This window comes from Qipengyuania sp. B-5 (assembly GCF_056857815.1).
This window is the reverse complement of the sequence record NZ_JBSXNU010000036.1, coordinates 16,216-41,851: the sequence shown is the minus strand read 5'-3', so window position 1 is coordinate 41,851 and position 25,636 is coordinate 16,216. Positions and strand designations below refer to the sequence as shown.

Genomic DNA, 25,636 nt, shown 5'->3' with positions numbered 1-25,636 from the left:
TCGATGCGGAAGCTGTAGAACAGCGCCTCCTGCATCACCGTTCGCTCGCCCATCATCAGCAAATCTCCTGATTACGAAGAACACTGAATCAGCGGCTCGCTCTCTTCGCAAGAGGAGTTTTTCAACAGAATAGGGCCGGTTGCTGACGGACTGCTTTTGGCTAGGTTTAGTGTAAAGGGCCCTATTAGCACGACCACATCAAAGCAGGTCGAAGAACTTGCCGAGCCCGTCCGGATGATATAGGCTCGGCGAGAAACGTCGGACGCCGCTAATCCAGGCTGGCGAGAGCTTTGAGCAGTTTTTTCGCCGCCTGCTCGCTCGAAGGCGGATTCTGACTTGTGATCAGCAAACCGTCTTGGACGACATGGATTTCAAAGGTGCAGCCTTTCGAAAATTTGCCTCCCTGTTCCTTCACCACGTCTTCGAGCAGGAAGGGCATAGGGGCGGACAGTACCATTACTACACTTGCCGGGCCCGCGTGAATATGGGCGCACACACCTGTAGTCTGAAAGCCATCCGCCGTGAGGACCTCGATAAAATTGTAATCGATCAGCTCATCAAGCGCATCTTCCGTCGCGATCGTTTCATTGAACTCCTTGAGCATCTGCTGGCTCGATCCGAAAGCTTGGAGAAGAACCGTCGCAAAGATCTGGCGATGACCAGATCGGAACTTACCAAGGTGGACAAGGCTATCAGCAACTTGCACACAATGATCGAGTCTGGAGCCATGCAGGCTGCCGATCCGATTTTCGTCCAAAGAATGGCGCACAACCAATCACGAAAATCTACACTCAGGGCAGAGGAGAAAAGTCTTGAGCTTCAGCTTTCGAGATCGAAAGCTCGCATTGATGAAAAGATGATTGAAGGCTTCGCAAAACGCATTTCAAAAGCCTTGCGGGAGGGAGACCCAAAATTTCAAGTCGCATACGTTCGCCTGTTCGTTGGGAAGGTCGAACTGACCAACGATGAAGTGCGGATCTTTGGCACAAAGGATGCCCTAGAGAAGGCGCTGATCGCCAACGCAAACCCCGAAATGGGCGAAGTGCCCATTTTTGACCGGGGGTGGTGCCGCTTACGTGACTCGAACACGTGACCCCATCATTACGAATGATGTGCTCTACCAACTGAGCTAAAGCGGCACATTCTCTATTCAGAGAAGTGGAGGCCCGAGCCGGAATCGAACCGGCGTGCAAGGATTTGCAGTCCTCTGCGTAACCACTCCGCCATCGGGCCTCGCCCGGCCTCTCGGACGGGAAGCGGCCCACTAGCGATTCTGCCGGAGCAATGCAATCGCCTTGCGCACCGGCTTACGTAACGTCAGTCTGGACGTCTTGCGCTGCAGGCGCAATGGAGAGGCATGAGTATCGCCAGCCTTACCAATCCGATCACCGCCGAGGGCGGCTCCGTCCGCTTCGACAATCTCGACCATTGGCTGCAGGGCCGCACGCTATATGGCGGCGCTTCGGCGCTGATCGCCTATACTGCCGCCGTGCGGGCCTTCCCCGATCTGCCGCCGCTGCGCGCAGGCCAGGTGGCATTCGTCGCTCCAACCGGGCCGGAGGTCGAACTGAAGCGCGAAATCGTAAGGCAGGGACGCAATGTGACGCAGGTCCGTAGCGAGCTCTGGTGCGAGGGCCGCTGCACACTCACCGCCTTCTGGCTATTCGGCACGGAGCGCGAACCGAACGCCGAGCATGAAGCAGCGGAGATTGCCGACTGGCCGGGTCCGCCCGAAAATGCGGAACAAGTGATGGAAGGCATGGGCCCCGCCTTCATCCAGAACAATTTCGAGCTACGCCGCGCACAGGACCTGCGCGGACCCGGCGAGCCTGTGGTTCGCCGCTGGGCACGCCTTGCCGATCGCGAGGGCCTCGATCCGGTAAGCGAACTTATCCTGCTGGGCGATGTCATGCCGCCCGGTGCTATGCGCGCGATGCAGCGCCAGGGCCCGATCAGTTCGATCAACTGGAGCTTCAACCTGCTCGACACCCGGCCTGCCACCCGCGACGGCTGGTGGCTGTCCGAAAACGCCAGCCAGCACGCGGCGGAGGGCTATTCCAGCGAGCGGCTGCGGCTGTGGAATGCGGACGGGCAACAGGTGATGGACGGCATGCAATGCGTGGCGGTGTTCGGGTGACGAAAGCGACAGTGTGTCAACCAGGCATATCGCCAGCAGTGCATTGAAATATAGCATTTTTTATAATATTCTGCAGGTGACAGATCGTATATTGGCCCCGCCCCCGGCCGCATTTGCGTCGCTGCTCTCCGCGCCGGTTTCATCCGCCACACCAGCTTCGTCTGCCGCGTCTATCTCTCCCGTCTCTTCTGCTTCGTCTGCCTCGTTTGTTTCTTCCGTCTCGTCCGTTTCGTCCGTCTCTTCGTTCCGGACTACCCCGTAGCGCACATCGAGTTCCTCGTCGGGGGCCACCCGCCATGCCTCCGGCCCCTTGTTCGACGCGATCGCTCAGCGCGGCCAGATCGTCGCTTTCGAAGGCACTGGAGGGATCGAAGTCGCTGATTGGTTTGCGAACAAGATTGCCGCGCATGGCCAGCAGCGCCAGCGTCAGCCGCTCGTCATAGCGGCGCGATGTGCCGATCAGTTCGCCATTGTAATAATGCGGCACCTCGACCCCGTTGAGCGCGCGATCGAGAGCGGCTTCGGCCAGCACATCGAAACGGGTGACGAAGGCTGCCTCCCAGCCCTTGTCGAACGGCGTGCCGTGCAGCCGGGCGCGCAGCTTGTAGGCCGACTGCCGGCTCATCCCCACCGCCCGTGCCGCCGCGGCGACATTATGCGTCGCCGCCAGCTCGCGCAGGAACGCCGCCTGCCGGGCGGGGGTCCAGCCGTCATGGCGCAGCGGATCGGCGGGCGCGGGAAGCACTTCCTTAGAGTCTGCTTCAACGGCTTCGCTATTGGTTTCAGGAGCAAGCGGGGCAGCGGAAACGCCGGGCCGCTCGAGCGAGCTGGGGAGTGGATGTATGGTCATCCACGAGGTCAAGACAAATCCGGCGTGTGTAGGAAAGTGATTTTTTCACAATAGGTTGGACGTGATGGCGTTGGCATGGAGAAAGCCAACAACGCCCACCGGAATCACTCCGCCCGACTTCGTCATCCCAGCGCAAGCTGCGATCGTTGTCAGCCAACATCCCACGCCAGTATCATGGAACTGAATTAGGTATACTGTCCCGGGAAATCAGGCTGGAACGTCCGACTTTGGGGTGGTGATCTACCCAACTCGCCTTCACACCACACCCGCTCAGCCTGAGCTTGTCGAAGGCCACTCGCCGAGGTTAAACCCTTGGAATGGCCTTCTTCACTTACCTGCTCCGATGCAACGATGGCAGCTATTATGCAGGCCATACGGAGGATCTGGATCTGCGCTTGGCCCAGCATCGGAACGGAGCATTCGGAGGTTACTCAGCCAAACGCCTGCCCGTGGAGATGGTATGGTCTCAGGATTTTCCGACGCGAGAAGAAGCCTTCAACGCGGAGCGCCAACTCAAGGGCTGGAGTAGAGCGAAGAAGGAGGCTCTTATTGCTGGCGATTGGGACAGAGTTTCAAACCTCGCCAGAAACCGCCAGCGTTGAGGCTCTCGTTGCCGGCTCCCTGCCCGTGGCCTTCGACAGGCTCAGGCTGAGCGGATGCGGGGAATGACCGAAATGGCGTCGATAGCCGACATTCCCGCCGCTTACCCGTCGGTGAAGTTCGCCGCCCGTTTCTGCATTCCCGCCATCACCGCCTCGATCTGGTTCGGCGTGCGGATCACCGCCGCCTGTTCGACGCTTTCGGCCATCAGGATGTCGTCGCCCGATTGTTCGAGCATCGCTTCGGAAAGGCGTTTCGCTCCGCGGATCGCTTCGGGATTTCGGTTGGCGATTTCGTTAGCGATCTCGTTTGCCATACCCAGCGGATCTTCGGTGACGTGCGTGGCGAGGCCGAGGCTGAGCGCCTCCTGCCCGGAGAATTCACGGTTGGTATAGACCAGTTCGCGCAAGTGATCGTCGCGCACCAACCCGCGCCACAGCGCATAACCACCCATGTCGGGCACCAGCCCCCACTTCATTTCCATAATCGCCATGCGCGTTGCAGGGTGGACCACGCGAATGTCGGCCCCGCTGGCGATCTGCAGCCCGCCACCGAAGCACACGCCGTGGACCGCCGCGATCACCGGCACGGGGCATTTGCGCCAGGTCATGGCGACTTCCTGGAACAGGTTGGCATTGCCGTGGGTGCGCTCGGTCAGCGGCTTGCGCTCATCATCGGGCGCGGCGGTGAAGTTCGACAGGTCGAGCCCGGCGCAGAAGGCCCGCCCTTCGCCCGCCAGCACCACGGCGCGCAGGCCCTTCATCGTCCTTAGCTCCTCGCCCGCGGCGATAATCGCCTCGAACTGCGCCGGATCGAGCGCATTCATCTTGTCGGGGCGGTTGAAGCGAACCTGTGCGACACCGTTGTCGGCAAGGTCGATCGTGACGCGGTCGGTGCTCATCGCTTTCTCCAGTTACCGTGCATGCTCGGCGAGGAATTTCTTCACATTGCGCGCCGCCTGGCGGATGCGTTGCTCGTTCTCGACCATGGCGATGCGGACATAGCCTTCGCCCTCTTCGCCATAGCCGACGCCCGCCGCCACGGCGACACCGGCGTGCTCGAGCAATTGCTTGGAAAATTCGAGGCTGCCCATGTCTTCGAACCCCGGCGGGAGGGGCGCCCACGCGAACATGCTGGCGGCCGGAACGGGAATGTCCCAGCCCGCGCGGCCAAAGCTTTCGACCATTACGTCACGCCGGTGCTGGTAGCGCTGCCGGTTCTGCTCGACCACGTCCTGGGGGCCGTTGAGCGCGGCGCAGGCTGCGGCCTGGATCGGGGTAAAAGCGCCGTAATCAAGATAGGACTTCACCCGCGTAAGCGCCGAGATCAGTTGCCGGTTGCCGACGGCGAAGCCCATGCGCCAGCCGGCCATCGAGTATGTCTTTGACATGGAGGTAAACTCGACCGCGACCTCCTTCGCCCCCTCGGCCTGCAGGATCGAGGGCGTCGGCCTGCCGTCATAATAGAGTTCCGAATAGGCTAGGTCGGACATGATCCAGACCTTGTTCTCGCGCGCCCAGTCGACCAGCCGCTGATAGAATTCGGCATCGACCACCTCTGCGGTGGGGTTGCTAGGGTAATTCACCACCAGCACGGTGGGGCGCGGCACGGTATAGGCCATGGCGCTGTCGAGCGCGCGCCAGTAGCGCTCGTCGGGCGTCGTCGGCACGCTGCGGATCGTGGCGCCGGCAATGATGAAGCCGAAGGTGTGGATCGGGTAGCTCGGGCTCGGCGCCAGCACCACGTCGCCCGGTGCGGTGATCGCCGTGGCCATCGAGGACAACCCCTCTTTCGACCCCATGGTCACGACAACTTCGCTTTCCGGATCGAGATCGACGCCGAAACGGGTCTGGTAATACTTCGCCTGGGCCTTGCGCAGGCCCGGAATGCCCTTGGACTGCGAATATCCATGCGCGCTGGGCTTGGCGGCCACTTCGCACAATTTGTCGATCACATGCTGCGGCGGGGGCTGGTCGGGATTGCCCATGCCCAGGTCGATTATGTCGCGCCCTGCCCGCCGCGCTGCGTGCCGCATCGCGTTGACCTCTGCAATCACATAGGGAGGCAGGCGTTTGATGCGGTAGAATTCGTCGGACATTTAGGCTCCGTGGCGCATTGGTTAGGTCATACTGATTACCTATTCAGGCGGCAGGCGCAAACGGGATAGATGCGCGGGCTTGCGGATTCTTCTAGGTCCGTGACAAACAGCGCTTGGCCCACGCGCGAAGGAACGATGATGACCGAAACGCCCGATCCATTCACCAATCTCTACGAGCACCCGGCCAAACTGGTGCGTGCGATGTTCGCGCCGATGACCGGGGCGATCGATCCTTCCGCGATGACGGGCGCCGCCATGACGCCGGAAGATGTGCAGGCATGGGCGGAGACGAACACCAGGCTGCAGGCGCTGTGGGCCGAATATCAGGCAGAGCAGATGAGCAATCCGCAGGCGCTGGTGCCCTATTTCGATCCGGCGCGCTGGATGGCGCTTGCTACCGACTGGTACCGGCAGATGCCACTCGCGCAGACGGAACAGCAGCAGGCACTGTGGGAAGAAGGCATGAAGCTGTGGCAGGACGTGCTGGGTCAGTACGGCCTGGGTCCCAAAGCCTCGGACAAGTCCGGTGACGATATCGAACTGCCGCGGAAGGACCGGCGGTTCGCCGACGAGAAATGGCGCGCGCATCCCGCCTATGCATTGATCCACCAGACCTATCTTTTCCTTGCCGAGCGCGTCGGCGAGATGGTCGACAGGATGGAAGGGCTAAGCCCTCACCAGCGCGACCAGCTGCGCTTTACCACCAAGGCCATCACCGAGGCGGCAAGCCCGGCGAATTTTCCCCTCCTGAATCCGGTGGTGATGGAACGCACGATGGAGACGCGGGGCCGGAACCTGGTGAAAGGCATGGAGCATCTCCTGGCCGATATGCGGCGCGGGCAGCTTTCGCACACCGATGCATCGGCTTTCACGCTGGGCGAGAATATCGCCACCACGCCGGGCAAGGTTGTGCATGAAACGCCGCTGTACCAGCTGATCCAGTACACCCCGACCACCGAGAAGGTGCTGGCGACCCCGCTCGTGATCTTCCCGCCCTGGATCAACCGGTTCTACATTCTCGACCTTAACGAGAAGAAGAGCTTCGTGAAATGGGCTGTCGAACAGGGCGTGACCGTGTTCATGGTCAGCTGGAAATCGGCCGATGCAAGCATGAAGGATGTGGTGTGGGACGATTATGTCCGCGCGCAGATAGATGCGATCGACCATATCCGCGTGCGTCTCGACGTGCCGAACGTTCATACGATCGGATATTGTGTCGCTGGCACTACGCTGGCCGCCACGCTGGCACTGCTTCACCGGCGGGGCGAAGAGGATAAAGTCAAGAGCGCGACCTTTTTCACCGCGCAGGTCGACTTCGAGAAGGCGGGCGAACTGCTCAACTTCGTCGACGACCAGCAATTGGGTGCCATCAAGGCATTGTCCCCCGATGGCTATCTGGACGGACGCTATATGGCGGCGACGTTCAACCTGCTGCGCGGGACGGACCTGATCTGGAACTACGTCGTCAACAACTACTTGTTGGGTGAAGACTATCCGGCTTTCGACCTGCTCCACTGGAACGGCGATGTCACCAACCTGCCTGCCAAATGGCACGAGCAGTATCTGCGCGATCTTTACAGGGACAATCGCCTGGTGGAGGCCGATGCGCTGAGCATCGACAATACGCCGATCGACCTGGGGCTGGTGAAAACGCCCACCTATGTGCAGGCGGGCAAGGAAGACCATATCGCCCCCGCCGAAAGCGTGTGGCGCCTCAAGGACCATTTCACCGGGCCGATAAGATTCGTACTCGCCGGGTCGGGTCATATCGCAGGCGTCGTGAACCCGCCTTCCTCCGGCAAGTATCAGTACTGGACCAATGACGGCGAGCCTCGCAGCCTTGCCGAATTCCGCGAAGGTGCCGAAGAACATCCCGGTAGCTGGTGGCCCGACTGGATCGACTGGCTGCGTGAACAGGACGGCGAGACCGTCGCCGCCAGTGGCAAGCGGAAGCCCGGCGGCAAGGGTGACAAGGTGATAGAGGATGCACCCGGGCGCTATGTGGCGACCCGGTAAAGCCAGGTAATACTCTGGAATTCGGCACATTTGTCGTTTATGTTGCAGCGCACAAAAAATCCTTGACTTCGCACCTGCAATGCCTATTTTGTGCACTGCAACAAAAGCGAGGTTTCCCATGGCCGAGAGCCAGACCAAAATCGATGCCGCTGCAGAGAAGGCTTATGCCGAGGCTGCCGCCAAGAAGACGTCCGAGGTTAGCGCCAAGGCTGTCGAGAAGGCCGTGGACGCTGATAAGACTGCACCCGTGAAGACGGACGCGGTCGCCAAGGCGGTTGCCGCTCCTGCCGAAAAGCCCGCCGCCAAGGCGGCTCCGGTTAAGGCGAAGAAGGTCGCCGCCAAGAAAGCGCCGGCAAAGAAGAAGCCGGTTGCCAAGAAGACAGCCCCGAAAAAAATTGCCGCGAAGAAGGCTGTTCCGGCCAAAAAGGCCGCCACCAAGACCTCGAAGACCCCGATCATCAAATTGAAGGATACCATCATGGCCACCGCCAAGAACGCCAAGACCACCGATTACACCGCCAAGGCGAAGGAAATGGCTGCAGACCTGCAGACCCGCGCCAAGGCAGCTTACGACAAGGGCAGCGAAATCACCCAGGACGCAGTCGAATTCCAGAAGGGCAACATCGAAGCTCTGATCGAATCGGGCAAGATTCTCGCCTCGGGCGTGCAGGACATGGGCCGCACCTATGTCGAAGAAGCCAAGTCGGCCGCCGAAACCGTCCAGGGCGATGTGAAGAAGTTCGCCGCGATCAAGTCGCCGACCGAGCTCTTCCAGCTGCAGGGCGAAATCGCGCGCCGCAACTTCGACGCCATGGTTTCGACCACCTCGAAGAACACCGAAGCCATGCTCAAACTGGCCAACGAAGCCTTCGCTCCGCTGTCGAGCCGCATGAGCCTCGCCGCAGAAAAGATCCGCAAGGCCGCATAACCAATACGAACTTCAACCCGCCGGGCATCTCTCTCCTCTCTCCCTTGCCCGGCAGTTGGAAACGGCGGGTCGGATGGCACAATCGTGTCGTCCGGCCCGTTTGCTTTTAGGGGGCGCTCGATCGTCTCTTGACGTTTTCTTGACCCTGATCAGCCATTGCCTGTCGCTCACCGCTTGCGATTTTGGACAGGCTTACGATATTGGCGCCTGCGATGACCCACCCCACACGTCTCCAATCGATCCGCGCCGGGAAAGGCGATGACGATACTCGCGAAGGCGACGGCCAGGTCGGCATCGCCACCAAGACGCGCGCCAAACCCAAGAAACCCAGCCAGTACAAGGTGCTGCTGCTGAACGACGATTACACTCCGATGGAGTTCGTCGTCATCGTGCTGAAGCGCTTTTTCCGCATGGATATGGAAGAGGCCACGCGCGTGATGCTCCACGTTCACCAGAAGGGCGTCGGCGTCTGCGGAATCTTCCCCTACGAAGTCGCCGAAACCAAGGTCAACCAGGTGATGGATTTCGCCCGCCAGAACCAGCACCCGCTCCAGTGCACACTGGAGAAGGCGTAAAGCCATCAGCGCAGCTAGGGCATGACGCATTGGGATTTTCGCGCTAGGGCCTTTGGCCAAGCGACCCAAAGTCCGGAAACCGAGTGCTTAATTTCCTTCCCGCAATCGACCGCTACATCTTCCGGCTGGTGATCGTACCCATGCTGGGCGTGTTCGCGCTGGCGGCCTCGCTGCTGGTGCTGGACAAGATGCTGCGGCTCCTCGATTTCGTAGCCGTCGAAGGCGGCCCGGTAGGCGTGGTATTCAAGATGCTGGCCACGCTCCTGCCCGAATATGCCAGTCTCGCCATCCCGCTGGGACTGTTGCTGGGCATATTGCTCGCCTTCCGCAAACTCGCCACCACCAGCGAACTCGACGTCCTGCGCGCCGTCGGCATGAGCTACGGACGGCTCCTGCGGGTGCCCTTCGCGATTACTGCCGTGCTGATGGCGGTCAATGTGGCGCTGGTGTTCTTCGTCCAGCCGGTCAGTCGCTTCACCTATGAAAGATTGGAATACGACCTGCGTTCCGGCGCGCTGGGCGCTTCCATCAAGGTAGGCGAATTCAATACCATCGCCGATCGCATGGCGCTGCGTATCGAGGAGAGCGAGAACGACGGTCGTCGATTAATGGGGATTTTCGCCCGCGTCGCCAACGACCGGGGCCAGGTGCTTTCGATCAGTGCAAGGGAAGGCTCCTTCCTGGCGACGACCGATGATCCGGACACGATCATCCTGCGCCTGACCGACGGCACGATCGTGCAGGATACCGGCAGCCAGACGCCCCGTGTGTTGACCTTCACCCGGCACGACCTCCCGATCGACCTTCCCGCGATCGAGGAATTCCGCGCCCGCGGCGAAGACGAGCGCGAGTATATCCTGCCCGAACTCCTGCGTATCGGCTGGGCGGACGAGGCCAGCGAAACGAAGCGCGATGCCTCCCAGGCAAGCTTCAACTTCCGGCTCGTGGAAGTGGTGATGATGGCCCTGATGCCGCTGCTGGCAGTGGCGCTCGGCATACCGCCCAAACGAAGTACCAGCGCACTTGGCGTGTTTCTTTCCATCGTGATGGTCGTAGCCTATCACAAGGTGAACCAGTACGGGGAGGATGTCGGCGCGCTAGGTATAGTCGACCCGCTGGTCGCCCTGTGGCTGCCCTTCTTCATTTTCGCAGCCCTGATCCTGTGGATGTATCACCGCGTGGCATTTGTGCCCGGCGGGCAGGCGATCGGGGCGCTCGAAAACTGGCTTGCCAAAATGACGAAACGCCTGGGCCGATTGTTTCGCCGTCGGCAGCGTGTCGTCCAAGATGAGGCAGAAGCCTGATGCAGCTGGACTTTTTTCCATCGGCCACCCTGACCAAATATCTCGCCAAGATGTTCGTTCTTCGCATTCTGGCAGTGCTGGTCATGCTCGTGCTGGTGCTGCTGATGCTCGACCTGCTGTCCAACAGCGGAAAAATCCTGGCGGTACCGGGTAACGGTCAGGGCGAACTGCTCACCTATGCCGGCATGCGCGCACCGCAGCTGGTGCAACGCTTCCTGCCGTATTCGGTGCTGTTGGCCACATTGATCACCCTGGTGACCCTGAATCAGAACAGCGAAGTCGTCGCGATGAAGGCGGCGGGACTATCCGCACACCAGGTGCTTGCCCCGCTATTGCTCACCGCGCTTGTCGTGGGCGGAGCAAGCTTCGCATTCAACGAACGCGTCGTAACGCGCTCCACAGCAACCCTCAAGGCGTGGGAGGCGGCGGAATGGGGCCCGATACCGGAAGAATCAAGCGTCCGCGCCAATGTGTACCTGGCAGATGGGACCAACGTGCTGACCGCAGCCCAGCTGGCGGGTAGCGGGGCAGACATCCGCATGACCGACGTGACGTGGTATCGACGCAGCCCGGATGGTGCGATCATCGAACAGGTGGATGCAGCGCGAGCGACCTATGCAGGTCCGGGCTGGAGGCTCGATGATATCACGCGTTTCGATGTCGCCAGCGCATCATCGAACGAAGCCAGCAGCATCGTGGTGGGCGAAGGTCTGACACCTGATCAGATCGACCTTGCGCAGATCGATCCCGACGCAGTTCCCTTCTGGACGCTGGGTGCGCAGATCGACGCATTCGAGGAGGCCGGGCGCCGCACCGGCGAAATGCGCGCGAAATGGTGGCACAAGCTGTCCGGCCCGCTGTCGTCCTTTCTGATGCCGTTGCTGGGCGCTGTCGCCGCATTCGGTCTCGCCCGGTCGGGCCAGCTCTTCGTGCGCGCACTGATCGGCATGGCTCTGGGCTTCGCTTATTTCGTGGTCGACAATGCCGCACTCGCCATGGGCAATTTCGGCGGCTATCCTCCATTGCTGGCAGCCTGGGGACCCTTCTTCCTGTTTGCGCTGATCGGTGAAACCGTGCTTATCCGCACGGAAGAATGAACGAATTCTCGATCAGGCTGGCGCGGCCGGATGATGCCGATGCGTTCCAGCGGGTCGAAGAAGATGCGGCCAGCCTCTTGCGTGAGGAGCCCTCACTGGAAGGAATTCCGGTGCCGCAGTCGAAGAGCGCAGAACACTACCGGGGGGTGATTGCCAGGGGCAATTGCCTTGCTGCCACCATCGAAGGCCAGGTTGCAGGCTTTGCTGCTGCGGGTAGGGTCGGACGCGAACTCCACCTGCACGAACTCAGTGTCGCCCGGAAGCAACAAGGGCGCGGGATCGGCGGAACATTGCTCCGGGCACTGATAATCGATGCGCGCAATTGCGGGGTGAGCGCAATAACGCTCGATACCTATCGCGACATCCCCTGGAACGGACCCTTCTACGCACGCCATGGATTCGTCGAGATAGAGAACCTCGAAGACCGCCCTCATCTGTTGCGATCGCTCGAAGCGGCAGCCGATGCAGGGCTTCCGCGCGAACGCCGCTGCGCAATGATCAAGTTTCTCGACTGACACATTCTCGGGAACCGCCTCATTTGCGGCGCATTACTGCCACAATGCTGCCACAAAGGAGGTTTGGCATGAAGAAGTTTGCTATTCCCGCCCTCGCCGCTGCGATCAGCCTTGGCGCCTGCGCCGAAGCCAATGCGCCGGCCGACGAAGGCACCGACGGCACCGACACCACCGTGGTGACCGAACCCGCGCCTACCGAAACCACCGTCGTTACCGAGCCTGCGCAGGTTGAAGACGAAGAAGGATCGAGCGTGACCATCGATGGCGCCGATGTCGACGCCACGATCAGCGAAGACGGCGTTCAGGCAGAGGTCGACGCCGACAGATAAAGTTAGGCCACTGGGTCGCATGGCCCGTGTTCGGAAAGAGCCGCTTCCAATCACCGAGTGGAGCGGCTCTTTTTTCGTATTTAACGCATACGGCCCATGGTGCTGCGGGCAATTCTGGCGACGAGCACGCCCATTCCGGCATGGTTGGCCCCGTGATAGGTCGAATCTTCGCCCAGTTCGCCAACCAGTCGGCGGTGCGCTTCGGGCAGGGAGTGGTAGGGCATTGACGGCATCAGGTGATGCAGCGCGTGATACCTCAGGCCGACCGGTGCCCAAATCTCAGCGATCATGCCGGGCGGCGGTACGTTGACGCTGTCGAGAAACTGGGCAGTCACGGTCATCGCCTCGCCCTCGTTTTCCCATAAATGGGCTACCAGCGTGCGCAACTGGTTAAGCGTTGCCGTTACGGAGACAACGGCCAGAGCGATCAGCAACGGCCGCCAGCCAAACGCGAAAACGCTACCGATCAAGACCCAGGACCAGATAAAACCGCCTGCTTCCTGCCAGAACACGCGGCGCTTCAGATTACCTTCGGGCGGACGCCGGCGAAATTCCGGATTGATAGCGAGCGCCGAGAAGCGCTGCCAGGTCACCTGACGGATCCGGGGGATGACCGCACCAAGCGGCACCAGCACGGCAAATCGAAATAGCAGCGCGACCGGCGCCAGCAGCGCGATCAACACGAAGAGCGGCAGGCTCCATGGTTTCATCAGTGCGAGTGGGAGGTACTCCGGATCTTCCACGGTGCCGTATTGGGTGCGCTTGTGATGCAGCGTGTGCACGCCTTCATACATGAAGGAGGGCGTCAGCATCGGTATGCCCACGAACAGGTTCCAGCCCGTGCGAAAGCCGGGCAGCGCGTCACGGTGAAGATGCGAAATCTCGTGAATGAACAGAAGTGCGCGATATAAGGTCAGCGCCGAAACGATCCCCAGCACAACCGCCAAGGCAGTATTTTCGATCAGGATTGCCGCTGCCAGCGTGACATAACCGACCAGCGCCGATCCCAACATGTCCGGCCAGTAGATGGCGGCCCGCGCCTCCGCGATATCCTTGGTCAGGTCGCGGGCAGCACGCAGCATCGCCTTGTCGTCTGCGATCTGCGAATGCCAGCCGCGCTCGCGCGGTGCGCTCGCGTCGCTGGAGGCAATGATGGGCTGTTCGGCATTCATGGTCGATTTTCCTGAGGGTGCCTTTAGGTCAGATACGCGAGAAAATACAGTGTCCGCTGTCGATCATAGTGATCGCGTTCGCGCGATTCCTTGACAAAGATCAATTGCCCAACACAGGGCTAACCGCGGCTGAATGAAGGAATACAGGTGTCGGACGCAAATATTGTTATCGAACCGGTCGAAGGCAAGCAGGGCCGTGCAGCCTTCGTCGATCTCGGACGCCAATTCGCCGCGCGGGAAGAGCATTCGATCCCGCAGTTACGTTCCGAACAGCTTGAGCTGGTCGATCCGGACAAGAACCCGTTTTTCGGACACGCCACCGTTGGGTTTTTCATCGCCTACCGGGATGGCCGGCCGGTCGGTCGCATCGCCGCACATATCGACCATCTCGCGCTCGAACTGCCGGTCGAACAGGGCATGGGGCCCGGCACAGGCATGTTCGGATATTTCGATGCCGAGGACGAAACCGTGGCAGGCGCCCTGCTCACCCGCGCCGAGGAATGGCTGCGCGAAAGACGGATGACGCGCATGATCGGCCCCATCTCCCTCTCCATCTGGGAAGAGCCCGGCCTGCTTGTGAAAGGGCATGACCATTCACCAATGATCATGATGGGCCACCATCCCGCCCATTACGCAGGCTGGATCGAGAAAAAAGGCTTCACCGAAACCAAGCGTCTGCTGACCTACGATCTCGACATCACCTCGGGCTTCCCCAAACTCGTGCAGCGCATCGTCGCCTCTGGGGAACGCAACGAGCGTATTCGTATCCGGCCCATCGAGATGAAGCGATGGGACGAAGAAATCCGCGTCGTGCTCCACATCCTCAACGATGCCTGGTCAGGCAATTGGGGATTTGTCCCGTTTACAGAGGCCGAAATCGATCACGCCGCAAAAAAGATGAAGCCGATCATCAAGCCGCGCCTGAACATGATCGCCGAACTCGACGGCCGTCCGGTTGCCTTCATGATGGTCCTGCCAGACATGAACGAGACGTTGAAGAAAGTGAACGGGAGGCTGTTTCCCTTTGGATGGTTCCACCTGCTGCGCTGGCTCCGCAAACCGATGGGTGCGGGAATGCGCGTCCCGTTGATGGGCGTGCTCAGGGAATTCCAGAACTCACGGCTCGCCAGTCAGTTGGCTTTCATGATGATCGAGCACATCCGCCGCAACGCAGTGGCCGATTACGGCAGCAAGCGCGGCGAAATCGGATGGATCCTAGACGACAACAAGGGAATGATAGCGATCGCCGATACGATCGAAAGCAAGATCAATCGCGAATACGCGATTTACGAAAAGGCGATAAGTCCGGCCTGACGGTGTTGCGACATGGACACGCACCGGTTGCAGATTGATCGCTGCGGGAACTCCTCGGTCTTCGCTGCCGTTCCGATGATGAGGAAGCTCCAGCGTTAGGGGCCGACACCTTACGGATCGATAGGGACCGCGTGAAAAAGCCGAAAACATCCTCAGCCTTCCCCGGCCATGTTCTGGTAGTTGAAGATGATGCGATAATCGGCCTTACCATCGAACAGGCCTTGCTCGACGCAGGCGTTCCCTTGGTGGAGATCTGTCCGTCAACCGAGACGGCGCTAGATGCGCTACGCCGCAAGCAGCCTGACGTGATCGTTCTGGATGTTCATCTTGCCGACCGTGACGATGGCTGGGCGATAGCAGAGCTAGTCCGTACACTCGGCCCGGACAGCCCGAGAATTATCTTCTCGACCGGCATGCCCCGCGATATTCCGGAAGATGTCGCGGCCATGGGTTGCATACTCGAAAAGCCCTATGAACCCGAGATCCTGATTGCGCTTCTGCACGAACCGAAACGCAGGGGCATCATCTCGCGACTGCGCGGCGCGCTCAGCACGGATTGACAATCACTCCACACTGACCTTTGCATCGCCTCTCGGCAATGGCGGCCTCGTTGGGTTAACAGGATTGAGTCCCAGCCTAAAAAAAGGCCTTCGCTCTCTTGAAGCGAAGGCCTTTCGGGATCGTATCACCAGCCGCTTGGACGGGAGGGGGGTCTCGGCGGTGACATAGCCTAAATGAGCCAGCTCGGTACGGGTTCCCGCCCCGGTCGAAAAATTTTCGCTCTCGCCGCTTGCGTTCTCGCTGCGCTCTAGATGAAGGGCCGCCGCCCATTGCGCGATAGCTCGAAACTGGCGAAATCGGAGGCTTTCTTCATGTCCGGCACACAGATTTCACGCTTATCCCATTGGACCAGATTCTCCCGATCCAGGGCCCGCATCGTGCGGTTGGTGTGAACCAGGGACAGCCCGAGCATATCCGCGATCTGCGACTGCGTGACGGGAATCTGGAGGACGTTGCCCTCCTGCACTATGTCGGTCGAAATCGCGCGATCGAGCAACCAGACGGCAAGAAATACCACGCGCTCTTTGGCGCTTCGCTGACCGAGCGAGACGATATGGCTCTCAAGCGCCGTCTCTTCCTTTGCGGCCAGCCAGGTGACATCATAGCCGAGACGCGGATTCTCCGTGATCAGGTGAACGAAATCGCTCCGCTTGAATACACACAGACGCGCATCGGTCAGCGCTTCTACCGAGTGGCTGGAAGGCTGGTCGAACGCTCCTTGCAAACCCACCAGATCGCCGGGGAACATGAAATTGACAATCTGACGGCGTCCGTCTTCCAGCGAAAGGTAGCGGATCAATACACCTTCCAGCACGGTATAAAGAAATCCGGCATCTTCCTCTTCGCGAAGGATGGTATCCCCCCGCCCGAACAGCTTCTCACCCTGCTTGATGGAATTCATATAGGCGCGTTGCCCCGGCTCGAGAGGACGCAATTCGCGGCAATCCTGCAGCGGACAATTCATGCAATCATATGGATTGGTTACTTCGGTCAATTTGCGCCCCCTGACCTCTCCGATGGCTACCACCGAGCCTGCAATTCGTTGTCGCAATTCAGTCCATTGTCAATTCGAACGTTTTAGCGGATCCGACCGGAACCGAACCCGATGCGGGGCGTTCTCCACGCGCAAACCACGGAAGGGGTTATATGTCGCTTGGTGACCAGATTGCTAAAAACTTACCTTATCTCCGCCGTTATGCCCGTGCTCTGACCGGATCGCAGGCAACCGGAGATGCCTTTGTCCGCGCCACCCTCGAAGCGGCACTCGCGGACGAGCAGCTCAAATCCTCGCTCGAGGGCGGTCGTGTGCCGTTGTATCGCGCCTTCAACAAGGTGTGGTCGAGCGCATATATGGACGTGCCCGAAAGCGAAGGCGATACCGGTCACGAAGGTGCGGCACAGGATCGCCTGAAATCGATCACGCCGCTCAACCGTCAAGCTCTGCTGCTGACCACACTGGAAGATTTCTCGATCGAACAGGCAGGCGAGATCATGGAGCTGGAACCGAACAAAATAGAAAATCTCGTCCAGGAAGCAGTCGGCGAAATCGACCGCGAAAGCGCGACCAGCGTACTCATCATCGAGGACGAACCGCTGATCTCGATGCAGCTCGAGGACCTCGTAACGTCGCTCGGCCACGAAGTTTGCGGCACCGCCGCCACCCGCACCCAGGCGCAGGAAGTCGTGGCGCAGAAGACGCCCGGGCTCGTACTCGCCGATATCCAGTTGGCCGACGGTTCATCGGGGCTCGACGCGGTCGACGATATTCTCGCCATCGACAGCGTGCCGGTGATCTTTATCACCGCCTATCCGGAGCGTCTGCTTACCGGCGACCGTCCCGAGCCCACCTACCTCGTGACGAAGCCGTTCCAGGAACAGACCGTTCGCGCGGCTATCAGCCAGGCATTGTTCTTCGGCTCCAGTCGCCCACTGGGCTGAACTCCACCGAAATAAAAAGGGAAAGGGCCGTCTGGAAATATCCGGGCGGCCCTTCTTTGTGTTTCCGGTCAAGTCGGCCAGCCTGAGCGTTCACCGAAGGGGCAGCTGAAGCACTATAGCTCTGCTTATGTGAAATCAGGCCGCATAGACTACGCTTGCTGCTACGCTTCAATGGCCGCGCGTAGCCGTTCGGCGATTGCTTCTCAGTGCGAACTCGCTCGGCTCGCGTACGGGAACGAGCAGGGTGCAGCGAACACCTTCGGGGTGGAACTCCAGTTCGACGGGGTGGCGCAACTCATGTGCCACGATTTTTTCGATCAAGTCGGTCCCAAACCCGCGCTTTTGAGGCAGGTTCACTTTCGGCCCGTTGCTTTCGATCCACTCGATCCGCGCGAGGCTCTCGTTGACGAGTTCCCAAGTGATCGAGACCTTGCCGCCCGGCATCGACAGAGCGCCAAACTTTGCAGCATTGGTAGCGAGTTCGTGAACCGCCAGCCCAAGCGACAATGCATCGTTCGGGGCGAGTTCCACCTCCGGCCCTTCTGTCACGACTTCGTGATCCCGCTCGTTCGTATAGGGCGCCAGCTCGACCGAGATGACCGAACGGACGGGCGTCGTTCCCCACTCCGACTGGGTCAGCAGATCATGGGTCGCCGACAGAGCGCGAATGCGGTTGTCGATGCCTTCCGCAAATTCGTCGAGCGAAGTCGCGCGGCGGCGCGTCAGCGAGACGATCGAGAGGACATTGGCGAGAGTATTCTTCACACGGTGGTTCAGCTCGCGCGTCAGGGAATTCCTGATGGAATTCTGCAGCGCGAACCATTCGAGCGAGCGGCTGTCCTCCTGCGCCTGCTGCGTCAGCAATCGGGCGACGACCAGTAGCAGGCTCGCAACGGCAAGTCCGAAGAGAAGTGTGATCATTGACAGGGAAGAAAGTGCCGCATCGCGCGTGGATTGGACGACCAGCAGCATTGGGCGATTGGCAAGATCTATCTCACGCTCGACGGTTTCACCTTCGGCGCTCCATCCACCTGTCTCGGCCATCAGCAAACGCTCATCGCCATCGATGTCGTACAGCCGGACGCTGGCCTGCCCGGAAGTGCTGAGCTCCGCAGCAGAATCGAGGAATTGCGACGCGTTGAACGGACTGTAGACAAATCCCTTCAACGAGCGGTTCGCTCCTGCACCATCGAAAACGGGCATGTAGATGAGAAAGCCGCTCTCGTCGTTGCCGCCTTCCTGCATAAGGGTAACCCGCCCGCTGGCCGTTGGACGAACGGTTCGGGTCGCCTGATCCATCGCCGCTCTGCGGGTCGGTTCCGAATACATGTCATATCCGAGCGCGCGGCGATTGCGCAGTGTGTCGGGCTGGAGATACAGGATCGGCACAAGCTGCTGACGATATTGCTCTGCAAGTGTGGGCTGAACGTGCGTAAGGCCGATTTTCCCGCGGTTCAGTTGCTGCTCGAACCGCTCGATCTGGTCGGAGGAAATGGCCGGGGCCCACCCGATACCTTCGGCCCCCCGGTAATCCGCATCGAGGCGCAATTCGGAAACGAACTGCCGAAAGAGATCGGCAGTTATATCGTTCTGCGCCCCGAACAGTGCCGCGCCGGCTCTGAGGAAGGAAGAGTTCGAATAGGCACGCCGCTCTACCGCAGAAACCATCAGCTGTGCCTGACGCTGGAGTTCCGCGCTGGCCCGGACCCGTTCACCGCGCTCGATCGAAAAAACGCTGAGGACGGTTACAGCTGCAACAAGCAGGAAAATGGCGAGCGGCACCGCACGCGGAAAGTCCACCAGCCACCGTCTCCGCCTCCCCCTGCGCATGAGATCGTTTTGTGCCAGTGGTTGCCTCTATACGTTCTGCCCCAGTCGTGCCTACTATCCGCCGAAACATCGAAAGTTCCACGGTTCACCGCAGTTTTCCACGCTATTTCCGAAATTGGGTGGAACCAATCCGCAAAAGTCACGTTTTGCGTGAACCACTGGGATCGAATGGCGAGGCTACGCGCGTCAAGCGCCGTTGCGTTCGCCGAGGCAAGGACATATTCTTCAAACAATGACCGTAGATTCATCTTCCGGACACAAGCCCGTTCCGGGTTCTGGCAAGGAAGCGAAACACGAAGGCAAGGACCGGCCCGATTGGACCAACGGTCTTCGCCGTCTGTACGATTCCGTCGTGGAGGAAGAACTCCCCGACAGCTTCAAGGATCTTCTCTCGCAACTGGATACGAAGGACTGATGGGGGTCGAAAAACGTACGGCCTCGGAAAAGGCCGATTTCAAGCGAGAGCTCACGGACGTGGTTCCGCACCTGCGCGCTTTTGCACGCGGGCTGTGCGGGCGCGCAGATATGGCAGATGACCTCGTTCAGGAAACCTTGCTCAAGGCCTGGGCGGCGCAGGAGCGCTTCCAGCCCGGCACGAGCATGCGCGCATGGACGTTTGTCATCCTGCGCAATGCCTACCTTACCGACATGCGGCGCAATCGCTTTCGCGGCGAATATGACGAAACGGTTGCCGAGCGGATTCTCACCGCCCCTGCGGGGCAGGAAGAGCCGATCCACCTTTCGGACATGCACCGCGCACTTCTGACCCTCCCCCCCGAAAGGCGCGAGGCGCTGCTTCTCGTCGGGGCCGGCGGATTCTCTTACGAGGAAGCCGCGAATATCTGCGGCTGCGCCGTCGGCACGATAAAAAGCCGTGTCGGGCGCGCCCGTGCCGCGCTCAACACTATGCTGGCAGAGGGGGCTATCCCCCGCCGTTCGCTTGACGATGACACTGCTCACCGGGCCATTCTCGAAGAGCTTGACGATGTCGCTGCAGGACAAGGTGTCACAGCGCGCAACTGATGGAGACCATGACCAGCTTGCTCCGGTCATGTCTTCACGACAGATAGGATGGGGATGAGCGAGGTCGATCCCGAGCCAAAGGTCGCCACTCCGCCCGCGGCGGGTGCACATGGACGGCGCTTTACGTTTGCCGAACAGGAATTGCGGCTGATTTCGGCATTGGTCGTCCTGATCGGCCTCGGCCTATTCCTGGCCCTTCCCTTCGTCCTTTCCATCGGCTCGGTCGTATTCCTACCGGTTGTCACCGCCATTATCCTGACGGTGATCCTTTCGCCTTTGGCAGACAAACTTACCGGCTTCGGGCTACCCAACGCGCTCGCATCGCTGATCTCCCTGCTGGTGTTCTTCGCGATTCTGCTCTTGGCGCTGGCGCTCATACTACAGCCTGCCATCGTGCTGTTCGAGGAACTGCCCGACTTGTTGCAACAGGTGGGCGAGCGGTTCACCCAATTGCGCAACCAGTTTGCCTGGATAGCCCAGATCAACGAGCAGCTGGCCGAGCTGGTCGAAAGCGAGGGGTCGCAGGAGGTGGTTGTCGCCACCCCGAGCCTGCTTGAGGAACTCGCCTTCGCAACGCCGAGCTTCGTGATCGAGACGATCCTGACCCTTCTCATGGCCTTCTTTATGATCGAGGCGCGCGTCCGGCTGCGACAGCGCCTTCTATTCGGCCGCAGCAGCTTCGGCACCAGCATCAAAGCCGCCCGGGTCCTGCGTGAAGTGCAGGATCGCGTGGCCGCCTATATTCTTACTGTCGGTCTCATAAACGCCTTCGTCGGGATATTCGTTGCGCTCGGCGCCTGGGCGCTCGGCGTCGAGGCGCCGATCATGTGGGGCGGGCTTGCCGCGATCCTGAATTTCCTGCCCTATATCGGACCGACGATCATGGTCGGATTGCTGGCCCTGTTCGGAATCGGCACGGCGGAAACGGTGTTTGTCGGCCTGATCCCCGCCGCAGCCTACCTCGCACTCCATACTGTCGAGGCCAATGTCGTCACCCCATCCGTGCTCGGAGCGCGATTCACCATGAACCCTGTCATGATTCTTATCGCCCTATCGTACTTTACATGGATCTGGGGTGTGTTCGGGGCTCTCCTGTCGGTCCCGATCCTGCTGATGCTCACAGCACTTTTCGACCATGTCGGCCGGCCGAACCTGGTGGGATTCATCTTCGGAGAGCCGCTGTTCGCCAACAATATCCTAGATATGTCGCAGGAAGAAGAACGGTCATGAAAAAGCCCGCTACGCCTGAAAGCGCAGCGGGCTTTTCGCATTTCACCAGTCTGGTGATCAGCCGGGATACTGCCAGGTAGTACCGCGGGCCAGATTCTCACTGGCGAAGCTCCAGTCCAGTTTGGAACTCACTGCTTCAAGGTAGGACGGACGCGCGTTCTGGTGATCGAGATAATAGGCGTGTTCCCACAGGTCGATGACCAGCAGCGGAGTTACGCCGTCCTGATCCGCCAGCGTATCGCCATCATGCGTTTCCTCGATAGAAAGCTTGCCGTCCTTGACCGCAAGCCAGACCCAGCCGCTTGCAAAATGGCCGGCGCCGCGTTCTTTCAGCTTGTCCTTCAGACCGTCGATCGAACCGAATGCTTCGTCGATCATGCTCTTCAGCTCGTCCGAAGCGGAAGTCTCCTTTGCCGCCAGAGAGTGCCAGTAGAAGCCGTGGTTCCAGCTCTGCGCAGCGTTGTTGAACAGGCCCTGGTCGCTGCCGCGCGCAGCCGCAATAACCTCTTCCAGACTCTTGTCGGCAAGGTCGCCGCCTTCAACGGCTGCATTGGTCTTGTCGATATAGGCCTTGTGGTGCTTGCCGTGATGGTAGCTCAGCGTCTTGGCCGAAACGGCAGGCTCTAGTGCGGTATCTTCGTAAGGAAGGTCGATCAGCTCGAAAGCCATTGAGTGGTCCCCTTGTAGGTTCGTGTGAAAAATTCCGTACTCGCGACCCTAACGCACGGAAGCGTGCGAGGTTGCACTAGGCTGCGACAACCGGAACGGAAAGGGGGTTGAGCGGTCTTTTCTTGGGGCGCCAATCGCGTCACAAGGCAACCGGCAAAAACGAAAGGTATTCATGGCTCGCAAGTTCTTCGGCACCGACGGCATTCGCGGACGCACCAATGGCGGTATCATGACCGCTGAGATCGCGATGAAAGTCGGCCAGGCGGCCGGCACGCATTTCCTGCGTGGCGAACATCGTCACCGCGTGGTCATCGGCAAGGATACCCGCCTGTCGGGCTATATGATCGAAAGCGCGCTGGTCGCCGGCTTCACCAGCGTGGGCATGGACGTTACGATGACCGGCCCCCTCCCCACACCTGCCATCGCCCTGCTGACACGCGAGATGCGTGCCGATCTCGGCGTGATGATCTCGGCAAGCCATAATCCATTCGAGGACAACGGCATCAAGCTGTTCGGGCCCGATGGCTATAAGCTGTCGGACCAGGCCGAAAGCGCGATCGAATCGCTCATGGAGCAGAAACCACAGCTGGTCAGCCCGGACAGGATCGGCCGTGCAGAGCGGATCGAAGATGCCCGTGGGCGCTACATCCACGCGGTAAAGCAATCGGTGGCGAGCGACATTCGCTTCGATGGGCTGAAGGTGGTGGTCGATTGCGCCAATGGAGCTGCCTATCACGTTGCGCCTTCCGCCATCTGGGAACTGGGCGCGGATGTCATAGCGATGGGCGTCGCACCCAACGGGACCAACATAAATCGGGGTGTCGGGTCCACCTCCCTCGACGCGATCAGGGCGAAAGTGATCGAAGCAGGCGCACATATCGGCATAGCGCTCGATGGCGACGCCGATCGGCTGATTGTGATCGACGAGAAAGGCAGGGCCGTCGATGGCGACCAGATCATGGCGCTCATTGCCTCGCGCCTGCTCGAACGAGGCAATTTGAAGGGCGGCGGCGTGGTGGCCACCGTGATGAGCAACCTCGGCCTCGAACGCTATCTTGAAAGCATCGGCCTGACACTGGAGCGGACTAAAGTGGGGGATCGCTACGTGCTCGAGCGGATGCGCGAGGGAGGCTTCAATTTGGGCGGAGAACAGTCGGGCCACATGATCCTGTCCGACTACGGCACCACAGGCGACGGTACCGTGGCTGCGCTACGCGTCCTCGCCAGTCTGGTTCGCTCTGGCAAGCCAGCCAGCGAGTTGCTTCATATTTTCGAGCCCGTCCCGCAACTGCTCAAGAACGTGCGCTATTCTGGCGGAAAGCCGCTCGAAGATGAGACCGTGAAATCGGTCATCGCCGACGTCGAGACGGAACTTGAGGGCAGGGGGCGCCTTGTCATCCGTCCATCGGGGACTGAACCGGTAATTCGGGTAATGGCGGAAGGCGACGATGAGGCGCAGGTGAAGGCTGTTGTGGATCGCATCTGCGCTGCCGTGACAGAGGCTGTCTGATGCTGGAAATGCGTCCCGATTGCGAGCGCTGCGGCACAGACCTGCCGGCTGATAATCCCGGCGCGTTCATCTGCAGTTTCGAGTGTACGTTTTGCGCCGATTGCGCGGACCAACTCGACGATCTCTGTCCGAATTGCGGTGGCGAACTGATGGATCGTCCGACCAGGTCGAAGCAGCTCCAGGCCAAATATCCGCCCAGCGCCCAGCGAAAGCACAAGGGATGAGCGTCACACCCGCGCCGCCCCGCGTGCTGTCCATTGCCGGCTCGGATTCTTCCGGAGGAGCGGGAATTCAGGCCGACATCAAGACCATCACCATGCTCGGCGGCTATGCCATGAGCGCGATCACCGCCGTTACCGCGCAGAACACGCGTGGTGTGCAGGCAGTCGAGGCGTTGAACCCCGACCTGGTCATGGGCCAGGTAGACAGCTGCCTGTCCGATATCGGTGCCGATGCGATCAAGATCGGCATGCTTGGTTCGCCCGAGATCGCCATGCGCCTCGCCGAGCGGCTCGATACTTTTGCGGGTGCAATCGTTTTCGACCCGGTGATGGTGGCCACCAGCGGATCGACACTGGCCGACAACGCCACCATCGGTGCCTTTAGCGCACTGATGCAGATCGCGACCGTCGTCACGCCCAACCTTCCCGAACTGGCCGCGCTTACTGGGCGCGAGGAAATCAGGCCGGACGAAGTATTCGAAGCAGCGCGCGAATTAGCCGAGGAACAGGACACCATCGTTCTGGCCAAGGGAGGACATGGCGATGGCGACCAGGTCATCGACTATGTCGTTTCCTCGAGCGGCAAGATCGCGAGCTTCGGCCATCAGCGGATCGAGACACGCCACACGCATGGCACGGGCTGCACATTGTCCTCTGCGCTCGCAACCATGCTCGCCCACGGCCAGCCGCTCACCCATGCCATCCGCATTTCACGTGCCTTCACCCGCGCTGCAATCGAACAGGCACCGGGCTTCGGCAGCAGCAACGGCCCGCTCGGTCATCAAGCGGTCCGCAAGTTAAAGAGGGACGAGGAAGACTAGCGTTCGAGTTCGTAGAAGCCAGCGATATGCTCCCATGCCTCGTCGGCGGTTTCACACCAGCGAAACAGGTCGAGGTCCTTTTTCGAGATCGTGCCCTCTTCGGCCAGAGCTTCGAAATTCACCACGCGGGTCCAGAAATCCTTGCCGAAAAGCAGGATCGGCATGGGCTTCATCTTGCCGGTCTGGATCAGTGTAAGCAGCTCGAAGAATTCGTCGAAAGTGCCGAAACCGCCAGGGAACACGGCCACCGCCTTGGCGCGAAGCAGGAAGTGCATCTTGCGCAGGGCGAAGTAGTGGAAGTTGAGCGAGAGATAGGGAGTCACATACTGGTTGGGCGCCTGCTCGTGTGGCAGGATGATGTTAAGGCCGATGCTCTCGCCGCCAGCGTCGCTGGCACCTCTGTTGGCCGCTTCCATGATCGAGGGCCCGCCGCCCGAGCAAACGACAAACTGCCGCTTGCCATCCTCGATTATCGACTTTTCGGTAACCATCCGGGCGAGCTTGCGGGCCTCACCGTAATACTTGCTCTTGGCCACGAGGCTTTCGACGACCTTGCGTTCGTCGTCGGGCAGGTCTTTCGCTCCTTCGAGCGCCGTTTCCACCGATTCCGGCGGGGGAATACGCGCACTGCCGTACATGACCATGGTCGAACCGACGCCGGCCTCGTCGAGAATCATTTCCGGTTTGAGCAGTTCGAGCTGGAAGCGAACCGGCCGCAATTCCTCGCGAAGGAGGAATTCCGTATCCTGGAATGCCAGCTTGTAGGAAGGATGCGCCGTCTGCGGAGTGTGCTTCGCGAGGCCCTTTTTCTCGAACTCGGCCTCTTTTTCGGCGGGATAAAACTTGCGGTCCTTGAGATCGCGCTTTTGCTTTTCTTCTTCTGTCATGGCGCGCCCGA

At 60.2% G+C, this 25,636-nt stretch carries 28 protein-coding genes and 2 tRNA genes; 19 read left to right on the top strand and 11 right to left on the bottom strand.

The features are described 5' to 3' along the window. Nucleotides 1–268 precede the first annotated feature (268 nt). The gene (locus tag AC13CE_RS05430; RefSeq protein ID WP_482971777.1) at nucleotides 269–604 is read right to left on the bottom strand and encodes a hypothetical protein; all 336 of its coding nucleotides are present in this window, start codon (nucleotides 602–604) and stop codon (nucleotides 269–271) included. Between AC13CE_RS05430 and AC13CE_RS05425 the strand changes: the two genes are divergently transcribed. Continuing rightward, complete coding sequence (locus tag AC13CE_RS05425; protein ID WP_482971776.1) at nucleotides 485–1,093, top strand: hypothetical protein; 609 nt, start codon at nucleotides 485–487, stop codon at nucleotides 1,091–1,093. The genes AC13CE_RS05430 and AC13CE_RS05425 overlap by 120 nt on opposite strands. Here the strand turns inward: AC13CE_RS05425 and AC13CE_RS05420 are convergent. Both AC13CE_RS05420 and AC13CE_RS05415 read right to left on the bottom strand, forming a co-directional pair. After that, nucleotides 1,064–1,139, bottom strand: a tRNA-Thr gene (locus tag AC13CE_RS05420). The two genes, AC13CE_RS05425 and AC13CE_RS05420, sit on opposite strands and share 30 nt — an antisense overlap. A 20-nt stretch (nucleotides 1,140–1,159) precedes the next feature. Continuing rightward, nucleotides 1,160–1,233, bottom strand: a tRNA-Cys gene (locus AC13CE_RS05415). Nucleotides 1,234–1,357: 124 nt separating this feature from the next. On the opposite strand from AC13CE_RS05415, the gene AC13CE_RS05410 reads away from it, so the two are divergent. Beyond that, nucleotides 1,358–2,137, top strand: a complete 780-nt coding sequence (locus AC13CE_RS05410; RefSeq protein WP_482971774.1) for an acyl-CoA thioesterase — start codon at nucleotides 1,358–1,360, stop codon at nucleotides 2,135–2,137. Between the two features lie 139 nt (nucleotides 2,138–2,276). Here the strand turns inward: AC13CE_RS05410 and AC13CE_RS05405 are convergent, their stop codons facing one another. Next, nucleotides 2,277–2,987, bottom strand: a complete 711-nt coding sequence (locus AC13CE_RS05405) for a hypothetical protein (protein ID WP_482971773.1) — start codon at nucleotides 2,985–2,987, stop codon at nucleotides 2,277–2,279. 317 nt (nucleotides 2,988–3,304) lie between these two features. Here AC13CE_RS05405 and AC13CE_RS05400 point away from each other — a divergent pair, with 317 nt between their 5' ends. Then, nucleotides 3,305–3,589 carry a GIY-YIG nuclease family protein gene (locus tag AC13CE_RS05400; RefSeq protein ID WP_482971772.1) on the top strand — a complete coding sequence of 95 codons (285 nt, stop codon included), beginning with the start codon at nucleotides 3,305–3,307 and terminating at the stop codon, nucleotides 3,587–3,589. A gap of 101 nt (nucleotides 3,590–3,690) precedes the next feature. On the opposite strand, the gene AC13CE_RS05395 is transcribed toward AC13CE_RS05400, so the two are convergent. Next, the gene (locus tag AC13CE_RS05395; protein ID WP_482971771.1) at nucleotides 3,691–4,488 is read right to left on the bottom strand and encodes a crotonase/enoyl-CoA hydratase family protein; all 798 of its coding nucleotides are present in this window, start codon (nucleotides 4,486–4,488) and stop codon (nucleotides 3,691–3,693) included. A gap of 12 nt (nucleotides 4,489–4,500) precedes the next feature. Further along, entirely contained in the window at nucleotides 4,501–5,685 is a 1,185-nt protein-coding gene (locus AC13CE_RS05390; RefSeq protein ID WP_482971770.1) for an LL-diaminopimelate aminotransferase, read from the bottom strand. Nucleotides 5,686–5,823: 138 nt separating this feature from the next. On the opposite strand from AC13CE_RS05390, the gene AC13CE_RS05385 reads away from it, so the two are divergent. The 7 genes from AC13CE_RS05385 (at nucleotide 5,824) to AC13CE_RS05355 (ending at nucleotide 12,449) form a co-directional block, all read left to right on the top strand. Beyond that, nucleotides 5,824–7,701: a PHA/PHB synthase family protein gene (locus AC13CE_RS05385; protein ID WP_482971775.1), complete on the top strand. Its 1,878-nt coding sequence runs from the start codon at nucleotides 5,824–5,826 to the stop codon at nucleotides 7,699–7,701. Nucleotides 7,702–7,819: 118 nt separating this feature from the next. Next, nucleotides 7,820–8,629 (top strand): phasin family protein, encoded by an 810-nt coding sequence (locus tag AC13CE_RS05380; RefSeq protein ID WP_482971769.1) that lies wholly within the window; start codon nucleotides 7,820–7,822, stop codon nucleotides 8,627–8,629. Between the two features lie 212 nt (nucleotides 8,630–8,841). Next, nucleotides 8,842–9,204: an ATP-dependent Clp protease adapter ClpS gene (gene clpS, locus AC13CE_RS05375; protein ID WP_247710514.1), complete on the top strand. Its 363-nt coding sequence runs from the start codon at nucleotides 8,842–8,844 to the stop codon at nucleotides 9,202–9,204. A gap of 83 nt (nucleotides 9,205–9,287) precedes the next feature. Next, nucleotides 9,288–10,508 (top strand): LptF/LptG family permease, encoded by a 1,221-nt coding sequence (locus AC13CE_RS05370; RefSeq protein ID WP_482971768.1) that lies wholly within the window; start codon nucleotides 9,288–9,290, stop codon nucleotides 10,506–10,508. After that, on the top strand, nucleotides 10,508–11,605 hold the full coding sequence (gene lptG, locus AC13CE_RS05365) for an LPS export ABC transporter permease LptG (protein ID WP_221541019.1): 1,098 nt from the start codon (nucleotides 10,508–10,510) through the stop codon (nucleotides 11,603–11,605). Before AC13CE_RS05370 ends, lptG begins: the two co-directional genes overlap by 1 nt. Further along, complete coding sequence (locus AC13CE_RS05360) at nucleotides 11,602–12,120, top strand: GNAT family N-acetyltransferase (protein ID WP_482971767.1); 519 nt, start codon at nucleotides 11,602–11,604, stop codon at nucleotides 12,118–12,120. The genes lptG and AC13CE_RS05360 overlap by 4 nt, the downstream gene beginning before the upstream one ends. A gap of 68 nt (nucleotides 12,121–12,188) precedes the next feature. Further along, nucleotides 12,189–12,449, top strand: a complete 261-nt coding sequence (locus tag AC13CE_RS05355) for a hypothetical protein (RefSeq protein ID WP_482971766.1) — start codon at nucleotides 12,189–12,191, stop codon at nucleotides 12,447–12,449. 80 nt (nucleotides 12,450–12,529) lie between these two features. Here AC13CE_RS05355 and AC13CE_RS05350 read toward each other — a convergent pair whose 3' ends face one another. Then, nucleotides 12,530–13,621, bottom strand: a complete 1,092-nt coding sequence (locus tag AC13CE_RS05350) for a fatty acid desaturase family protein (protein ID WP_482971765.1) — start codon at nucleotides 13,619–13,621, stop codon at nucleotides 12,530–12,532. 147 nt (nucleotides 13,622–13,768) lie between these two features. On the opposite strand from AC13CE_RS05350, the gene AC13CE_RS05345 reads away from it, so the two are divergent. Together AC13CE_RS05345 and AC13CE_RS05340 are read left to right on the top strand one after the other, a co-directional pair. Continuing rightward, the gene (locus tag AC13CE_RS05345; protein WP_482971764.1) at nucleotides 13,769–14,935 is read left to right on the top strand and encodes an N-acetyltransferase; all 1,167 of its coding nucleotides are present in this window, start codon (nucleotides 13,769–13,771) and stop codon (nucleotides 14,933–14,935) included. 131 nt (nucleotides 14,936–15,066) lie between these two features. Further along, nucleotides 15,067–15,495: a response regulator gene (locus tag AC13CE_RS05340; protein WP_482971763.1), complete on the top strand. Its 429-nt coding sequence runs from the start codon at nucleotides 15,067–15,069 to the stop codon at nucleotides 15,493–15,495. 248 nt (nucleotides 15,496–15,743) lie between these two features. Here the strand turns inward: AC13CE_RS05340 and AC13CE_RS05335 are convergent, their stop codons facing one another. Beyond that, a complete protein-coding gene (locus AC13CE_RS05335; RefSeq protein WP_482971762.1) occupies nucleotides 15,744–16,460 on the bottom strand; it encodes a Crp/Fnr family transcriptional regulator in 717 nt (238 codons plus the stop codon). A gap of 182 nt (nucleotides 16,461–16,642) precedes the next feature. Between AC13CE_RS05335 and AC13CE_RS05330 the strand changes: the two genes are divergently transcribed. Continuing rightward, on the top strand, nucleotides 16,643–17,434 hold the full coding sequence (locus tag AC13CE_RS05330) for a response regulator (protein WP_482971761.1): 792 nt from the start codon (nucleotides 16,643–16,645) through the stop codon (nucleotides 17,432–17,434). Between the two features lie 168 nt (nucleotides 17,435–17,602). On the opposite strand, the gene AC13CE_RS05325 is transcribed toward AC13CE_RS05330, so the two are convergent. After that, nucleotides 17,603–19,234, bottom strand: coding sequence for a CHASE domain-containing protein (locus tag AC13CE_RS05325; protein WP_482971760.1), 1,632 nt, complete (start codon nucleotides 19,232–19,234; stop codon nucleotides 17,603–17,605). A 262-nt stretch (nucleotides 19,235–19,496) separates the two neighbouring features. Here AC13CE_RS05325 and AC13CE_RS05320 point away from each other — a divergent pair, with 262 nt between their 5' ends. From AC13CE_RS05320 to AC13CE_RS05310, 3 genes are read left to right on the top strand one after another with little or no spacing between them, the layout of a single operon-like run. Beyond that, nucleotides 19,497–19,679, top strand: a complete 183-nt coding sequence (locus AC13CE_RS05320) for a NepR family anti-sigma factor (RefSeq protein ID WP_221541035.1) — start codon at nucleotides 19,497–19,499, stop codon at nucleotides 19,677–19,679. After that, complete coding sequence (locus AC13CE_RS05315; RefSeq protein WP_221541036.1) at nucleotides 19,679–20,287, top strand: sigma-70 family RNA polymerase sigma factor; 609 nt, start codon at nucleotides 19,679–19,681, stop codon at nucleotides 20,285–20,287. Before AC13CE_RS05320 ends, AC13CE_RS05315 begins: the two co-directional genes overlap by 1 nt. Nucleotides 20,288–20,341: 54 nt before the next feature. Next, entirely contained in the window at nucleotides 20,342–21,517 is a 1,176-nt protein-coding gene (locus AC13CE_RS05310) for an AI-2E family transporter (protein WP_482971759.1), read from the top strand. Between the two features lie 57 nt (nucleotides 21,518–21,574). Here AC13CE_RS05310 and AC13CE_RS05305 read toward each other — a convergent pair whose 3' ends face one another. Further along, nucleotides 21,575–22,186 (bottom strand): superoxide dismutase, encoded by a 612-nt coding sequence (locus AC13CE_RS05305; protein WP_482971758.1) that lies wholly within the window; start codon nucleotides 22,184–22,186, stop codon nucleotides 21,575–21,577. 172 nt (nucleotides 22,187–22,358) lie between these two features. Between AC13CE_RS05305 and glmM the strand changes: the two genes are divergently transcribed. The 3 genes from glmM to thiD are packed head-to-tail and all read left to right on the top strand — an operon-like array spanning nucleotide 22,359 to nucleotide 24,738. After that, entirely contained in the window at nucleotides 22,359–23,696 is a 1,338-nt protein-coding gene (gene glmM / locus AC13CE_RS05300; protein ID WP_482971757.1) for a phosphoglucosamine mutase, read from the top strand. Then, complete coding sequence (locus AC13CE_RS05295; RefSeq protein WP_221541043.1) at nucleotides 23,696–23,920, top strand: DUF1272 domain-containing protein; 225 nt, start codon at nucleotides 23,696–23,698, stop codon at nucleotides 23,918–23,920. The genes glmM and AC13CE_RS05295 overlap by 1 nt, the downstream gene beginning before the upstream one ends. Further along, nucleotides 23,917–24,738 (top strand): bifunctional hydroxymethylpyrimidine kinase/phosphomethylpyrimidine kinase, encoded by an 822-nt coding sequence (gene thiD / locus AC13CE_RS05290; protein ID WP_482971756.1) that lies wholly within the window; start codon nucleotides 23,917–23,919, stop codon nucleotides 24,736–24,738. Before AC13CE_RS05295 ends, thiD begins: the two co-directional genes overlap by 4 nt. On the opposite strand, the gene AC13CE_RS05285 is transcribed toward thiD, so the two are convergent. Beyond that, nucleotides 24,735–25,625: an LOG family protein gene (locus tag AC13CE_RS05285; protein WP_221541046.1), complete on the bottom strand. Its 891-nt coding sequence runs from the start codon at nucleotides 25,623–25,625 to the stop codon at nucleotides 24,735–24,737. The genes thiD and AC13CE_RS05285 overlap by 4 nt on opposite strands. Nucleotides 25,626–25,636: the final 11 nt, after the last annotated feature.

Coding starts and splice junctions, on each gene's coding strand:
- AC13CE_RS05425 (WP_482971776.1), top strand. CDS start 485: ATGGGCGCACACACCTGTAGTCTGAAAGCCATCCGCCGTGAGGACCTC.
- AC13CE_RS05430 (WP_482971777.1), bottom strand. CDS start 604: ATGCTCAAGGAGTTCAATGAAACGATCGCGACGGAAGATGCGCTTGAT.
- AC13CE_RS05410 (WP_482971774.1), top strand. CDS start 1,358: ATGAGTATCGCCAGCCTTACCAATCCGATCACCGCCGAGGGCGGCTCC.
- AC13CE_RS05405 (WP_482971773.1), bottom strand. CDS start 2,987: ATGACCATACATCCACTCCCCAGCTCGCTCGAGCGGCCCGGCGTTTCC.
- AC13CE_RS05400 (WP_482971772.1), top strand. CDS start 3,305: ATGGCCTTCTTCACTTACCTGCTCCGATGCAACGATGGCAGCTATTAT.
- AC13CE_RS05395 (WP_482971771.1), bottom strand. CDS start 4,488: ATGAGCACCGACCGCGTCACGATCGACCTTGCCGACAACGGTGTCGCA.
- AC13CE_RS05390 (WP_482971770.1), bottom strand. CDS start 5,685: ATGTCCGACGAATTCTACCGCATCAAACGCCTGCCTCCCTATGTGATT.
- AC13CE_RS05385 (WP_482971775.1), top strand. CDS start 5,824: ATGACCGAAACGCCCGATCCATTCACCAATCTCTACGAGCACCCGGCC.
- AC13CE_RS05380 (WP_482971769.1), top strand. CDS start 7,820: ATGGCCGAGAGCCAGACCAAAATCGATGCCGCTGCAGAGAAGGCTTAT.
- clpS (WP_247710514.1), top strand. CDS start 8,842: ATGACCCACCCCACACGTCTCCAATCGATCCGCGCCGGGAAAGGCGAT.
- lptG (WP_221541019.1), top strand. CDS start 10,508: ATGCAGCTGGACTTTTTTCCATCGGCCACCCTGACCAAATATCTCGCC.
- AC13CE_RS05360 (WP_482971767.1), top strand. CDS start 11,602: ATGAACGAATTCTCGATCAGGCTGGCGCGGCCGGATGATGCCGATGCG.
- AC13CE_RS05355 (WP_482971766.1), top strand. CDS start 12,189: ATGAAGAAGTTTGCTATTCCCGCCCTCGCCGCTGCGATCAGCCTTGGC.
- AC13CE_RS05350 (WP_482971765.1), bottom strand. CDS start 13,621: ATGAATGCCGAACAGCCCATCATTGCCTCCAGCGACGCGAGCGCACCG.
- AC13CE_RS05335 (WP_482971762.1), bottom strand. CDS start 16,460: ATGAATTGTCCGCTGCAGGATTGCCGCGAATTGCGTCCTCTCGAGCCG.
- AC13CE_RS05330 (WP_482971761.1), top strand. CDS start 16,643: ATGTCGCTTGGTGACCAGATTGCTAAAAACTTACCTTATCTCCGCCGT.
- AC13CE_RS05320 (WP_221541035.1), top strand. CDS start 19,497: ATGACCGTAGATTCATCTTCCGGACACAAGCCCGTTCCGGGTTCTGGC.
- AC13CE_RS05315 (WP_221541036.1), top strand. CDS start 19,679: ATGGGGGTCGAAAAACGTACGGCCTCGGAAAAGGCCGATTTCAAGCGA.
- AC13CE_RS05310 (WP_482971759.1), top strand. CDS start 20,342: ATGAGCGAGGTCGATCCCGAGCCAAAGGTCGCCACTCCGCCCGCGGCG.
- AC13CE_RS05305 (WP_482971758.1), bottom strand. CDS start 22,186: ATGGCTTTCGAGCTGATCGACCTTCCTTACGAAGATACCGCACTAGAG.
- glmM (WP_482971757.1), top strand. CDS start 22,359: ATGGCTCGCAAGTTCTTCGGCACCGACGGCATTCGCGGACGCACCAAT.
- AC13CE_RS05295 (WP_221541043.1), top strand. CDS start 23,696: ATGCTGGAAATGCGTCCCGATTGCGAGCGCTGCGGCACAGACCTGCCG.
- thiD (WP_482971756.1), top strand. CDS start 23,917: ATGAGCGTCACACCCGCGCCGCCCCGCGTGCTGTCCATTGCCGGCTCG.
- AC13CE_RS05285 (WP_221541046.1), bottom strand. CDS start 25,625: ATGACAGAAGAAGAAAAGCAAAAGCGCGATCTCAAGGACCGCAAGTTT.